Source organism: Streptomyces ficellus (genome assembly GCF_009739905.1).
Classification (GTDB): Bacteria; Actinomycetota; Actinomycetes; order Streptomycetales; family Streptomycetaceae; genus Streptomyces; species Streptomyces ficellus_A.
This window is the reverse complement of sequence record NZ_CP034279.1, coordinates 6,173,429-6,186,675: the sequence shown is the minus strand read 5'-3', so window position 1 is coordinate 6,186,675 and position 13,247 is coordinate 6,173,429. Positions and strand designations below refer to the sequence as shown.

9 protein-coding genes and 1 riboswitch are annotated in these 13,247 nt (G+C 73.3%); of the genes, 5 read left to right on the top strand and 4 right to left on the bottom strand.

The features are described 5' to 3' along the window. Window positions 1-2: 2 nt before the first annotated feature. The gene (ribD, locus tag EIZ62_RS27780) at window positions 3-1,055 is read right to left on the bottom strand and encodes a bifunctional diaminohydroxyphosphoribosylaminopyrimidine deaminase/5-amino-6-(5-phosphoribosylamino)uracil reductase RibD (protein ID WP_156696634.1); all 1,053 of its coding nucleotides are present in this window, start codon (window positions 1,053-1,055) and stop codon (window positions 3-5) included. A gap of 216 nt (window positions 1,056-1,271) precedes the next feature. Beyond that, a riboswitch (FMN riboswitch) is annotated at window positions 1,272-1,402 on the bottom strand. Between the two features lie 247 nt (window positions 1,403-1,649). Between ribD and EIZ62_RS27775 the strand changes: the two genes are divergently transcribed. Continuing rightward, on the top strand, window positions 1,650-3,980 hold the full coding sequence (locus EIZ62_RS27775) for a chitinase C-terminal domain-containing protein (RefSeq protein WP_244375992.1): 2,331 nt from the start codon (window positions 1,650-1,652) through the stop codon (window positions 3,978-3,980). Between the two features lie 122 nt (window positions 3,981-4,102). Then, on the top strand, window positions 4,103-4,846 hold the full coding sequence (locus tag EIZ62_RS27770; protein WP_156695405.1) for an SDR family oxidoreductase: 744 nt from the start codon (window positions 4,103-4,105) through the stop codon (window positions 4,844-4,846). A 15-nt stretch (window positions 4,847-4,861) separates the two neighbouring features. Here EIZ62_RS27770 and EIZ62_RS27765 read toward each other — a convergent pair whose 3' ends face one another. Beyond that, complete coding sequence (locus EIZ62_RS27765; protein WP_156695404.1) at window positions 4,862-6,037, bottom strand: ROK family transcriptional regulator; 1,176 nt, start codon at window positions 6,035-6,037, stop codon at window positions 4,862-4,864. A 67-nt stretch (window positions 6,038-6,104) separates the two neighbouring features. Here EIZ62_RS27765 and EIZ62_RS27760 point away from each other — a divergent pair, with 67 nt between their 5' ends. After that, window positions 6,105-7,295: an MFS transporter gene (locus EIZ62_RS27760; RefSeq protein WP_156695403.1), complete on the top strand. Its 1,191-nt coding sequence runs from the start codon at window positions 6,105-6,107 to the stop codon at window positions 7,293-7,295. Window positions 7,296-7,871: 576 nt separating this feature from the next. Then, window positions 7,872-9,305: a uracil-xanthine permease family protein gene (locus EIZ62_RS27755; protein ID WP_156695402.1), complete on the top strand. Its 1,434-nt coding sequence runs from the start codon at window positions 7,872-7,874 to the stop codon at window positions 9,303-9,305. Here EIZ62_RS27755 and EIZ62_RS27750 read toward each other — a convergent pair. Then, window positions 9,284-10,426, bottom strand: coding sequence for a glycoside hydrolase family 6 protein (locus EIZ62_RS27750; RefSeq protein ID WP_156695401.1), 1,143 nt, complete (start codon window positions 10,424-10,426; stop codon window positions 9,284-9,286). The two genes, EIZ62_RS27755 and EIZ62_RS27750, sit on opposite strands and share 22 nt — an antisense overlap. A 355-nt stretch (window positions 10,427-10,781) precedes the next feature. On the opposite strand from EIZ62_RS27750, the gene EIZ62_RS27745 reads away from it, so the two are divergent. Then, entirely contained in the window at window positions 10,782-11,582 is an 801-nt protein-coding gene (locus tag EIZ62_RS27745) for a DUF5995 family protein (RefSeq protein ID WP_156695400.1), read from the top strand. Here EIZ62_RS27745 and EIZ62_RS27740 read toward each other — a convergent pair. Next, on the bottom strand, window positions 11,543-13,237 hold the full coding sequence (locus tag EIZ62_RS27740; RefSeq protein ID WP_156695399.1) for a flavin monoamine oxidase family protein: 1,695 nt from the start codon (window positions 13,235-13,237) through the stop codon (window positions 11,543-11,545). The genes EIZ62_RS27745 and EIZ62_RS27740 overlap by 40 nt on opposite strands. Between the last annotated feature and the right edge of the window lie 10 nt (window positions 13,238-13,247).

Genomic DNA, 13,247 nt, shown 5'->3' with positions numbered 1-13,247 from the left:
GCTCAGCGCTCCTTGGGTGCGACGGTTGCGGTGATACGAAGGTCGGGGCCGAGGCGTACGGTCTCGGTGACGTCGAGCCGCAACGCTTCGGTGAGGGTGGTGATTCCGGCGGCGGCGAGGGCGGCGGGGCCCGCGCCGAGGAGCACGGGGGCGAGGTAGCCGACGATCCGGTCGACGGCTCCCGCGGCGACGAACGACCCGGCGAGGGCGGGGCCGCCCTCGAGGAGCACGGAGCGGACGCCCCGCTCGTGCAGGGCCGCCAGGAGGGCGGGGACGGACAGGCCGCGGTCGGCCCTGGGCAGCCGTACGACGTCGGGCAGGGCGGTCTCGGCGTCCTCGGCGACCGCGATCAGCGTGGGCGCGGCGTCGTCGAGGACGCGGGCGCCGGGCCTGACGGCGGTGGCCTCGGTGTCGACCACGACGCGAAGCGGCTGGACGGCGCCCTCGATGCCCCGGACGGCGAGGTGGGGGTCGTCCGCGCGGGCGGTGCCGGAGCCGACGACCACGGCGTCGGACTCGGCGCGCAGCCGGTGGACGTCGGCGCGGGACTCGGGCGAGCTGATCCAGCGGCTGGTGCCGTCCTGCGCGGCGACGCGGCCGTCCAGGGTGGCGGCGTACTTCCACACGACGTGGGGGCGCCCGAGGCGTACGGAGGTGAGCCAGGCGGCGTTGCCCCGCTCGGCCTCGTCGGCGAGCGGTCCGGCGACGACCTCGACGCCGGCCGCGCGCAGGGTGTCGGCGCCGCCGGTGGCCTGCGGGTTGGGGTCGCCGACCGCGTACACGACCCGGGTGACGCCCGCGTCAATGAGCGCCTGGGCGCAGGGGCCGGTGCGGCCGGTGTGATTGCAGGGTTCGAGGGTGACGTAGGCGGTGCCGCCGCGGGCGAGGACGCCGGCCTGGCGCAGGGCGTGGATCTCGGCGTGCGGGCCGCCGGCGCGCTGGTGCCATCCGGCGCCGACCTCGTGTCCCGAGGCGTCGTGGATGACGCAGCCGACGACCGGGTTGGGGCTGGTGGAGCCGAGGCCCCGGGCGGCGAGCGCGACGGCGCGGCGCATGGCTGCGGCGTCGGCGGGGTGCGCCGTGCCGGTCGGTTCCACTGCGGGGGCCACCGGGTCTCCTGCCTCTTCGGGCGGACTCCGGGGCCTGTCGGTGACGACAGAGAAGCGGGTAGGACACCACCGCACGAGGGGACGCGGGACCGACGACACGGGTCGCCGGACACCGGCGACCAGCGGGCGTACGGCCGGTCGCCCCGAACGAGGGGTCACCCGCCGCGCACTGCCTCCCATCCGGACTTTCACCGTCGGTCCAGGAATTTCACCTGGTCAACCGGCCACTGGATGCGGCCGGGTCGCGGACTGTAACCGCCGGTTCGGAATTACACCGACCCCGGAGTGCGCTGCTGCTGATACAGGGCCAGTGTGCCACGCCCCGCCGTCACCCGTGCGGGCGAAGGCTGTGGCCTGCCTCACAGGGTGGTCGGCACATCCCAAGTGGTCCAGACCTATTGACCACTTGGTCTAGTCCTTTTAATGTCTGCGTCACCTCCACGGAGACGGCCCGCAGCGTGTGCGCACACCGGGGCCGACACGACCCACTCCCCTGCCCGTTGTGTGTGCCCCCTCAGCCTTCCCGGGAGGAAACCCGCCGTGCTCTCCCCCACCCGCAGACGAGCCACCCTGCTCGCGTCCGGCGCGGCCGCCGCCGGACTGCTGCTCGGCTCGCTCTCCGGCGGCGTCTCGCACGCCGCCACCGACCACGGGGCCTGTCGCCCCGACGGCCTGTACGCCACGCCCGGCGTCGACGTCCCGTACTGCTCGGTCTACGACACCGAGGGCCGCGAGAAGATGGGCGCCGACCACCAGCGCCGCGTCATCGGCTACTTCACCGGCTGGCGCACCGGCAAGGACGGCACGCCCGCCTACCTCGCCAAGGACATCCCCTGGGACAAGATCACCCACATCAACTACGCCTTCGGGCACATCGACTCCGCCAACAAGCTGTCGGTCGGCACCGACGGCCCGGCCAACGCCGCCACCGGCATGACCTGGCCCGGCGTCGCGGGCGCGGAGATGGACCCGGCGCTGCCCTACAAGGGCCACTTCAACCTGCTGAACAAGTTCAAGAAGCAGCACCCCGACGTCAAGACGCTGATCTCGGTGGGCGGCTGGGCGGAGACCGGCGGCTACTTCGACGACAACGGCAAGCGCGTCGGCTCCGGCGGCTTCTACACGATGGCGACCCACGCCGACGGGTCGGTCAACCAGGCGGGCATCGACACCTTCGCCGACTCGGCGGTCGCGTTCGTCAAGAAGTACGGCTTCAACGGCGTCGACATCGACTACGAGTACCCGACCTCCATGAAGGACGCGGGCCACCCGGCCGACTTCGCCGTCTCCAACGCCCGCCGCGGCGGCCTCGTCAAGGGCTACGCGGCGCTGATGAAGACCCTGCGCGAGAAGCTCGACCGGGCCGGCGCGGCCGACGGCAAGCACTACATGCTCACCGTCGCGGCGCCCTCCTCCGGCTACCTGCTGCGCGGCATGGAGACCTTCCAGGTCCAGAAGTACCTGGACTACGTCAACATCATGTCCTACGACCTGCACGGCGCCTGGAACGAGTACGTCGGCCCCAACGCCTCGCTCTACGACGACGGCAAGGACGCGGAGCTGGCCGCGGCGAACGTCTACGGCAGCCAGCAGTACGGCGGCATCGGCTACCTCAACACCGACTGGGCGTACCACTACTTCCGCGGCTCCATGCCGGCCGGCCGCATCAACATCGGCCTGCCGTACTACACCCGCGGCCACAAGAACGTGCAGGGCGGCACGGACGGCCTGTGGGGCAGGGCGGCCGCGACCACCTGCCCGGCCGGGTCGGGTCTGACGAAGTGCGGTGACGGGGCGACCGGCATCGACAACCTGTGGCACGACAAGGACGACAACGGCAAGGAGTCCCCGGCGGGCTCCAATCCGATGTGGCACGCCAAGAACCTCGAGAAGGGCGTCCTCGGCGACTACCTGCCCTCCTACGGCTTCGGCCCCGGCACCAAGCTGACCGGCACCTACGCCCGCAAGTACGACTCCACCCTGGTCGCGCCCTGGCTGTGGAACGCGCAGACCCGGACGTTCCTGTCCACCGAGGACGAGCAGTCCGTGGCCGCCAAGGCCGACTACGTGGTCGACAAGGGCATCGGCGGCACCATGGTCTGGGAGCTGGCCGGCGACTACGCCTGGAACGCCGCCAAGGGCCAGTACGAGCCCGGCTCGACCCTCACCTCCCTGATGTACGACGCGTTCAAGTCGGCCACGCCGTACGGCGCGAAGGTGTCGAACAAGGCCCTGCCCACCAAGGCGGTCAACATCGGGGTGGAGTTCGGCGAGTTCAAGCTGGGCGACTCCAACTACCCGATCACCCCCAAGGTGAAGATCACCAACAACACGAAGACGGCGCTGCCGGGCGGCACGGAGTTCCAGTTCGACTACTCAACGGCCGCGCCGGGCAACGCCTCGGACCAGTCCGGCTTCGGCACCAAGGTCATCAGCAGCGACCACACGGGCGGCAACGTGGGCGGCCTGAAGGGCGACTTCCACCGCGTCTCGCTGAAGCTGCCGGCCTGGCAGACGCTGGCCCCCGGCGCCTCGGTCGACCTCTCCTTCAACTACTACCTGCCGGTGTCGACGCCGTGGAACTGGACGGTGAACATCGGCGGCACCACCTACGCGCTCGCCGGCGACCTCGCCCGGGGCGCGACGGTGGTGGAGCCGGGTACGGGCCCCGGCCCGTCGCCCGACCCGACGAACCCGACACCGACCCCCGGGGCGTGCACCGCGCCCGCGTGGAGCACGGCCACCGCGTACGGCTCCGGCTCCACGGTGTCCCACGCGTCCCGCACCTGGAAGGCGAAGTGGTGGACCAAGGGCGAGGAGCCCGGCACCACCGGCCCATGGGGTGTCTGGCAGGACCTCGGCGCCTGCTGACCGGGTGACGGGACGACGGGCCCCGGCGGCGGAGACACGGCCCTTGCCGCCGCCGGGGCCCGCTCGTACGCGCGCACGGCGTGCTTCCTTGCTGATGACGACACATCGACGAGGAGGCGTACATGAACACGACCCTGGTGACCGGCGGGACCGGCACGCTCGGCAGGCACGTCACGGAGCTGCTCCGGGCGGCCGGGCACGAGGTGCGGGTGCTGAGCCGGAGCACACAGCCGTACGCCGTCGACCTGCGCGAGGGCGGTGCGGGCCTCGACCGGGCGCTCGCCGGCGTGGGCACGGTCGTGCACTGCGCGTCCAGCCCGCGCGGCGGGGACGAACAGGCGGCACACAACCTGATCGGGGCCGCCCGGCGGGCCGGGGCGGGCCACCTGGTCTACATCTCGATCGTGGGCGTGGACCGCGTGCCGCTCGGCTACTACCGCACGAAACTGGCCGTGGAACGGCTGATCGAGGACTCCGGCCTGGGCTGGACGGTCCTGCGCACGACCCAGTTCCACGACCTGCTGCTCAGGCTCTTCCAGGGCGTGGGCAAGCTGCCGGTGATGCCGCTGCCGGCGGGCGTCAGCGACCAGCCCGTGGAGGTAACCGAGGTCGCCGCCCGCCTCGCCGCACTGGCGGCGGGCGCGCCTTCGGGCAGGGTCACGGACATGGGAGGACCCGAGGTACGGACGCTTCCGGACCTGGCCCGCGCCTACCTGCGGGCGGCGGGGCTCAGGCGCCCGGTGGTGGGCGTGCCGCTGGCGGGCGCGGCGTACCGCGGGTTCCGGGCGGGCGGGCACCTGACGCCCGGGCGGGCGGTGGGGCGGGGCACGTTCGAGGACTTCCTGGCGCGCCGCTTCACCGCGTGAGCGGCTGGCCCGCGCTCACCGGGACGGGCCGAAGAGCTCGTCCTGGGCGGCGTCGCGGACGGTGAGCAGCGCGCCCCGCAGCACGGCCGCGCCGCCCAGCGCACCGGCCCGCACCTCGGTGCGCAGCGGGGACAGGGCGGCCAGCCGGGTCTCGACGCGGGCCGCCAGACCGGGGCCGCCCGCGTGGCCCGCCTCGCCGCCCAGGACGACGCAGCCCGGGTCGAGCACGGCGCTGACGGCGGCCGCCCCGAGGGCCAGCCGGTCGGCGAGGGCGTCCAGGAAGTCGTCCGCCCCGGCGGCCAGGGCGGCCCGGACGGCCACCGCGCCGGCCGGTTCGCCGCCCTCGTCGCCGGGGGCGTGCTCCACCCCGTACTCCCCCGCCAGCGCCCGGATGGCCGACGAGCCGGCCAGGGCGTGGAAGCCGCCGGCGCAGCCGGTGGCCGACGGCAGCGAGCCGGTCCCCGGCACCGGCAGGAACCCGATCTCGCCGGCGCCGCCCGACGCCCCGCGCCGCAGCCGCCCGTCGAGCAGTACGGCCGCGCCGACGCCATGACCCAGCCACAGCAGGACGAAGGTGTCCCGGTCCCGCGCGGCGCCCTCCCGCAGCTCCGCCACCGCCGCGAGGTTGGTCTCGTTCTCCACGAGCACGCGCGCGTGCAGCCGTTCCTGAAGGGCCGGAACGAGCCGCCGGTGCCAGGCCGGCAGGCTGGCCGAGTCGCGCAGCTCGCCCGTGGCGGGGTCGATGAGACCGGGCGCGCCGATGCCGACGCTGTGCAGCCGCCGCACCCCGGCTCGCTCCACCGTCCGCTCCAGCACCGCCACCGCGCGCTCCAGGGCCGGCCCGTCGCTGTGCCCCTCCATGGGCAGGGAGGCCTCGGCCAGGGTGGCGCCCAGCAGGTCGGTGACGACGACGGAGACACTGGTGGTGCGTACGTCGAGGGCGGCGAGGTGCGCACGGTCGGCGACGATCCCGTACAACCGGGCGTTGGGTCCACGGCGTTCGGCGCCCGCTTCCCCGACCACCCGCACCAGCCCGGAGTCCTGGAGCCGCTCGACGAGGTCGGCGACGGTCGGCCGGGAGAGGCCCGTCAGGTCCTTGAGCTGACCGGCCGTCAACGGGCCCTGGTCCTGGAGGAGCCGCAGGGCGAGGCGGTCGTTGATGGCCCGTGCGGTGCTGGGTGATGCGGGCATGACGTGATCCTCTCAGAACGCGTCTTACTATCAGGCAGGGTTCCTGATAATTTACCGGCCACCAACCATGGGAGGGGACGTGACGTACGGCAAGGAACGGCTCCGGCGGGCCAGGTTCGCCATCGCCGCCGTCTTCTGCGTGCACGGCGCCGTGACCGGCAGTTTCGCCACCCGGATCCCCTGGATCCAGGACCACGCCGACGTCGGCGCCGGGCAGCTGGGCCTCGCGCTGGCCTTCCCGGCGCTGGGCGCGTCGGCGGCGATGCCGCTGGCCGGCGCGATCAGCCACCGCTTCGGCGCCCGGGCGGCGCTGCGCGGGCTGCTGGTGCTGTGGACCCTGTCGCTGGTCCTGCCCTCCTTCGCGCCCAACGTCTACACCCTCTGCGGAGCGCTCTTCGTGTACGGGGCGACCTCCGGCATGTCCGACGTGGCGATGAACGCGCTGGGCGTCGAGACCGAGAACCGGCTCGACAAGTCGATCATGTCCAGCCTGCACGGCATGTGGAGCGCCGGAGCCCTCATCGGGTCGGCCGCGGGCACGCTCGCCGCGCACCTGGGCACCGACGCCCGGCTGCACCACGTGGTCGCGGCGCTCGTGCTCACCGCGCTCGGGCTCCTCTTCTGCCAGGGCGTACTGGACCTGCGCAGCGCCCCCGACGAGGAGCCGCCGCCCCGGTTCACGCTGCCGCCCAGGTCGGCGCTGGTGATCGGCGCGGTCGGGTTCTGCGGGGTGTTCGCCGAGGGCGCGAGCCTGGACTGGTCGGCCGTCTACCTGCGCGACGAGCTCGGTACGTCGGCGGGCCTCGCGGCCGCGTCGACCACCGCGTTCGCCCTGACGATGGCGGTGGCCCGGCTGGTGGGCGACCGGGTCGTGGACCGGTTCGGCGCGGTACGGACGACCCGGGTCGGGGGCGTGGCGGCGACCGCGGGCGGCCTCCTGGTGGTCGTCGCGCCGCACCCGGCGGTGGCGATGGCGGGCTTCGCGCTCCTGGGTCTGGGCGTGGCCGTCGTCGTACCGCTGGCGTTCGCGGCGGCCGGACGCAGCGGGCCGAACCCGAGCCAGGCGATCGCGGGCGTCGCGACCATCACGTACACCTCGGGTCTCATCGCCCCGTCGGCGATCGGCGCGGTGGCCGACCTGACGTCGCTCACCGTCTCCTTCGGCCTGGTGACGCTGCTGGCCCTCGGCCTGGTGCTCGGCGCGGGCGTGCTGCGCACGGGCGAGCGCGCGGTAGCGGCGGAACGCACCCCGCGCTGACGCCCCCACCCCCGTCCCGCACGCGGCAACGCACCGGGGCGGGGCCGTGCAGGGTCGCCCCCGCAGCGGATCGGCGGCGAGATACGGCACCGTTTCGCGGCTGGGTGCCCCGCCGACCGCGAGGAGGCGAGCCCGGAGGGGCCACGCCCCACCCCCACCGGGGGTCACCGGCACGAGGCACCGCCCGCAGGCGAACCGGGACGAGGCACCGCCCCAGTCCCGTTGTGCCCACCCTCCCCCAAGCTCTCGGCTTCGCTCGAGCAGGGGGGACCCCCATCGCCCTGCGGGACGATTGCCCACAACGGGAGGGAGCTGTCCTGCGGGGCGCAGACAACGGGTGGGGAGCCCCAGCGGGACGACTGCCCACAACGGGGCGGGGAGGGAACCCCAGCGGGACAACCGCCCGGCGGGACGATTGCCCACAACGTGCCGCAGGTGACCGCCCGCGCCACCGCCTGCCGCCCGCGCGCGGGCCTCGTTCGGGCGCGCCGTTACGATGGCGGACGGTCTTTTTCGGCCGCCCCGCCGGGACCCGGACGGGCGGTCGCCCGAACCGGAGAAGTGGAGCCACCCCCCATGAACCTCGGCGTGCGCTGGACCCTGCACGGCGACGGACGGACACCCGCTCCCGGAGCCGTCGTCCGACCCGACGAGCGGCTCTCGTGGCCCCGGACGGTCGGGCTCGGCGCGCAGCACGTGGTGGCGATGTTCGGCGCGTCGTTCGTGGCGCCGGTCCTGATGGGGCTCGACCCCAACCTGGCGATCATGATGTCGGGTGTCGCGACGGTGATCTTCCTCCTGGCGACGCGCGGCAAGGTGCCCAGCTACCTGGGCTGTTCCCTGTCGTTCGTCGGCGTGGCCGCGACCATCCGGGCGTCCGGCGGTGACAGCGCCACCGTCACCGGGGCGGTCCTGGTGGTCGGCGTCGTGCTGTTCCTCGCGGGGCTCGCGGTACGGCGGTTCGGCGCGCGGATCATCCACGCGGCGATGCCGCCGATCGTGACGGGCGCGGTCGTGATGCTGATCGGGTTCAACCTGGCGCCGGTGACGGCGTCGACGTACTGGCCGCAGGACCAGTGGACCGCGCTGCTGGTGATGCTGTTCACCGGCCTGGCCGTCGTCTGCCTGCGCGGTTTCTGGTCACGGGTGGCGATCGCCCTGGGGCTGGTCTTCGGGTACGCGCTGTCGTGGGTGCTGGACCTGACGTTCGGCAAGATCCACTCGCCACTCGGCGGCCCCGAGGCGGTCGACCACTGGCGCCTGGACCTCTCCGGCGTGGCCAAGGCCGACTGGGTGGGGCTGCCGTCGTTCCACGCCCCGGCCTTCGAGTGGTCGGCGATCCTCGTGGCGCTGCCGGTCGTCATCGCTCTGGTCGCGGAGAACGCGGGGCACGTCAAGGCGGTCGGCGAGATGACGGGCGACCCGCTCGACGACAAGCTGGGCACCGCCATCGCCGCGGACGGCGCCGCCTCGGTCCTGTCGACGGCGGTGGGCGGCCCGCCGAACACCACGTACTCGGAGAACATCGGCGTCATGGCCGCCACCCGGGTCTATTCGACGGCCGCCTACTGGGCCGCCGCCGGCTTCGCGCTGCTGTTCGGCCTGTGCCCCAAGTTCGGCGCGGTCGTCGCCGCGATTCCGGGCGGGGTGCTGGGCGGGATCACCGTCATCCTGTACGGGATGATCGGTCTGCTGGGCGCGCAGATCTGGATCAACGCGGGGGTCGACCTGCGCAACCCGCTCAACCTCGTGCCGGCCGCCGCGGGCATCATCATCGGCGTCGGCGGCGTGAGCCTGAAGATCACCGACAACTTCGAGCTGGGCGGCATCGCGCTGGGCACGATCGTCGTCATCACGGGCTATCACGTCCTGCGCGCCTTCGCCCCCGCGCACCTCAAGGAGCAGGAGCCGCTGCTGGACTCCGGCACCAGCTCCTACGAGAGCGACAGCGGGGGCGGCGGCAAGGGCGAAGGCACGGGCGACGACGGTCAGCCGGTCGCCAGGTCGTAGGCGTAGCCGGCGGAGAACTCCCCCGCCGAGCCCGAGCAGCCGTCCGACTCGCCCGGCAGCTTGATCCACAGGTAGGCGTCGATCCGCGCGTCACCGGTCCGGGTGGTCGGCGTCCGGCCGAGCGCCCGGCCCGCCGGGTCGCACCACTCACCGGGCGCGGGGGCGCCGTTGCCGTTGCGGCTGGTGTCGATGACGGCGCCCAGGTGGGACGGGCCGCCGAGGGCGGCGAGCACGCGTCGGGCGTAGGAGGCCTCGTCGGCGGTGGCGTGGAAGTTGGAGACGTTGGTGAAGATGCCGTCGCTGCTGGTCGCGGCGTCCGCCTGGCGCAGGGCGCCGGCCATCTTCGACGCCGAGTGCCAGCCGGAGTGGCCCGCGTCGAAGTACACCTTGGCCTGCGGGTTGGCGGCCCGCAGTGCCTTGCCTGCCCGGGCGAGCGAGGCGTAGCGGGCGGCCCGCTCACCGGACGAGAGGCAGTCGGCGAGCGCGATCGAGTCGGGTTCGAGGACGACGATGACCGGCCCGCTGCCGAGCCCGTCCGCGAAGTTCCGTATCCACCCGTCGTACGCGGCGAGGTCGGGCGCCCCGCCCTGCGAGGCACCGCCGCAGTCGCGGTCGGGTATCGCGTACGGCACGAGGACGGGCACCCGGCCCGCGGCGGCGGCCCCGGAGGTGACGGCGCGGACCCTGCCAGTGATGGCGCCGGGGTCGTACTGGGCGAACCACACGGCGGCCGGCTGGTCGGCGATCCGGGATTCGATGACGGCCCGGCGCGAGTCGCCCGGGTTGGCCCGCACCCAGTCCAGTACCTGCGACTGCGGGTGCCGGTAGAGGTCGGCCGACACGGTCCGCGCCGCGGGCGCCGCGGGGGCCTTGCTCTTCTTCGCCGGCGGCTTGGGCTTCGGGCTCGGCCGGACGGACGGCTTCACGGCCGTGACGGAGGGCGAGGGCGAGGGCGTCGGCGAGGCGGCCCTGGGGCTCGGGCGGGCGGGCAGCGGCAGCTGGAGGGCGCTCGTGGTCACCTCGGGCGCGGGCAGGGCCGTGTGCTTCTCCTCGCCCCCGGTCGCGGCCAGCAGCCCGCTGACGGTGCCGACGGCGACGACCACCGACGCGGCGGCGACCATGGCGTGGCGGCGCGCCGTGCGCCGTCGCGCGGCCCGCCGGTCCCGCGCGGCACGCCGGTTCCCGGCGGCCGGAGCGGAGGCGGCCCGCGGCGCCCCGGGCAGATCAGGCGCCCCCGGTTGTTCCGCCGCCGGCGGCTGAGCGCCCCACAACCGCGCTTCCGCCCCTTCGGCTTCCGCCCCCTCGGCCTCCGGCCGTCCGAGCCCAGCCATCCTGTCCGTACGGCGCTGTCCGCGCACGCCTGACACCGTCTGATCCCCTCCCCCAGGTGCTCGCCCGGGCGGGATGGTTCCCCCGTTTCGGGGAAGCCCGGCGCGATGACACCACCGAGAGCCTACCTACTGGAACGCTGCCCCCATGGCGCAGATCGAACAGTTCTCGTCCGCCCCCTCCGCGGTCGGCCCGGTCGTGGCACGGATGCGCGCGCTGCGCGAGCTGTGGCCGGAGACGGACGGGGTGGCGGTCTTCAACCGGGTGTACCTCACGGTCACGGAGGAGATCGAGCGGCGCATCGAAGCGGGCGAGTTCGCCGACCGGCGGGCCGCCGTGACGCTGGACGTCCGGTTCGCGGAGCGGTACCTGGCGGCGGTCGACGCGGTCGCCGCGGGTGGGCGCCCGCCGGCGTGCTGGTGGCCGGTCTTCCAGTACCGGCGCCATCCGGGCGTACGCCCGCTGCAGTTCGCCCTGGCCGGTATCAACGCGCACGTCGGGCACGACCTGGCGCTGGCCGTGGTGGACACCTGTCGTACGCTCCGCTGCGAACCCGCCGACCTGGAGGGGGAGTTCGAGCGGGTGGGCGATGTCCTCACCCTGCTGGAGGAGCGCATCCGCGAAGAGCTGATGCCGGGGCCGGACCTGCTGGAGGTGGCCGACCCGCTGACGCATCTGCTGGGCTGCTGGAGCCTGGACCGGGCCCGTGAGGGGGCGTGGCTCGCGGCCCGGTCCCTGTGGCAGCTGGAACGCCTGGACGGTCTGGGCCGCCTGGACGGGCTGGGCCGCCTGGGCGGCACACTGACGAGCGGGCTGGGCGGGCTGCCGGAGCTGGCCGAGGAGTTCACCGAACGCCTCGACCGCTCCGTGGGGATGGCGGGGCGGCTGATGCTCACCCCGCTGGTCGCTCAGTCCTCCGGCAGTTCCACCGGCGCGATCTCGTCGTAGACGTCGCCCGGGCCGGGGTTGGTGGCGTCGGTCGCGCCGCCGAAGTGGTGCATGACGCCCCACACCGCGTTGAGCGCGGTCTGGACGGCGCCCTCGGCCCAGCCGGCGGTCCAGGAGATGTCGTCACCCGCGAGGAAGATGCCCCGCTTGTCCTCGGGCAGGCGGTCCTGCATGAAGTGGGTGAACAGGCGGCGCTGGTAGCGGTAGTGGCCGGGGAGGTTGGCCTTGAAGGCGCCCATGAAGTAGGGCTCGTTCTCCCAGGACACCGTCACCGGGTTGCCGATGATGTGCGAGCGGATGTCGACCTTCGGGTAGATCTCGCCGAGCGACTTGAGCATGACCTCCATGCGCTCGTTCGGCGAGAGGGGCAGCCACTTCAGGCTGTCGTCGCACCAGGTGTACGACAGGCAGATCACGGCCGGCTTGTCCGGGCCGTCGTCCAGCAGGTAGGTGCCGCGGGTCATGCGGTCGGTGAGCGTCATCGACATGACGTCCCGCCCTGTCTCCTCGTCCTTGTCCAGCCAGAACGGCCGGTCGACCGGGACGAACAGCTTGGAGCTCTCCATGTAGTGGGTGCGCTCCATCGCCGTCCAGTGGTCGATGGGGAAGAGCGAGTCGTCGCAGGCGATCTTGGAGAGCAGCAGCCAGGACTGGGCGGTGAAGATCGCCGCCTGGTACGTGCGGATGTCGCCGTTCGCGTCGGTGACGGTGATGCGGTTGCCGGCGGTGCGGTGCAGGCGCGTGACGGCGGGCTTGGGGTCGCCCTCGTGGAGCGACTTCAGCGACGTACCGAGCGGCCAGTGGACGATCTTCTGCGGCTCGCGCTCCCACAGGCGCAGCGGGAGCTGCTGCGAGCCGCCGACGATGCCGCGGTGGTGGTCGTCGGCCTCGGTGTAGACGACGCGGAGGATCTCCAGGATGGAGTTGGGGAAGTCGGTGTCCCAGCCGCCGGTGCCGAAGCCGACCTGGCCGAAGATCTCGCGGTGCCGGAAGGACTTGAACGCCTCGGAGTCGCAGAGGAAGCCGTAGAACGTCTGGTTGTCGAGCTTCTCGACCAGCTTGGCCCAGATCTCGCGGATGCGCGGGACGTCGCGCTCGCGCATGGCGCGGTTCATGTCGGAGAAGTCCGCGCCCTCCTCCAGGCACTCGTTCCACGCGCGCGCCACGTCGCGGTAGACCTGCGGGAGGTCGTCGATGGTCTCGGCGTAGTGCGACTCGCCCTTGAGGTCGACGACGGTCGAGGGGGTGGACTCGGCCAGCGGGTTGGGGAACGGCTGGGTCTTGAGGTCCACGAGGTCGATGTAGTGCTGGAGCGCGGTGGAGGAGGGCGGGAAGCGCATGGCGCCCATCTCGGCGGTCAGGCCCTCGGTGGCGGTGCCCTCGAAGCCCACGGTGCGCAGCCGGCCGCCGATCTGGTCGGCCTCGTAGACGACGGGCTTGAGGCCCATCTTCATCAGCTCGTAGGCGGCGACGATGCCGGACAGGCCGCCGCCGATGACGGCGACCTCGGTGCCGTGCTCGGTGGCGGGTATCTGGCCGAGCCCGGCCGGGTGGGCCAGGTAGTCGTCGTACGCGTACGGGAAGTCCGGACCGAACATGGTGATCGGCGGCTGCGCGTCGGTGTGCTGGACGGCGGTGGGCACCGTGGACGTCATGGGGTACGGA

Excerpts from the sequence above, each read along its gene's own strand:
- ribD (WP_156696634.1), bottom strand. The coding sequence starts at position 1,055 with ATGCGCCGCGCCGTCGCGCTCGCCGCCCGGGGCCTCGGCTCCACCAGC.
- EIZ62_RS27770 (WP_156695405.1), top strand. The coding sequence starts at position 4,103 with ATGAACACGACCCTGGTGACCGGCGGGACCGGCACGCTCGGCAGGCAC.
- EIZ62_RS27765 (WP_156695404.1), bottom strand. The coding sequence starts at position 6,037 with ATGCCCGCATCACCCAGCACCGCACGGGCCATCAACGACCGCCTCGCC.
- EIZ62_RS27760 (WP_156695403.1), top strand. The coding sequence starts at position 6,105 with ATGGGAGGGGACGTGACGTACGGCAAGGAACGGCTCCGGCGGGCCAGG.
- EIZ62_RS27755 (WP_156695402.1), top strand. The coding sequence starts at position 7,872 with ATGAACCTCGGCGTGCGCTGGACCCTGCACGGCGACGGACGGACACCC.
- EIZ62_RS27750 (WP_156695401.1), bottom strand. The coding sequence starts at position 10,426 with ATGGTCGCCGCCGCGTCGGTGGTCGTCGCCGTCGGCACCGTCAGCGGG.
- EIZ62_RS27745 (WP_156695400.1), top strand. The coding sequence starts at position 10,782 with ATGGCGCAGATCGAACAGTTCTCGTCCGCCCCCTCCGCGGTCGGCCCG.
- EIZ62_RS27740 (WP_156695399.1), bottom strand. The coding sequence starts at position 13,237 with ATGACGTCCACGGTGCCCACCGCCGTCCAGCACACCGACGCGCAGCCG.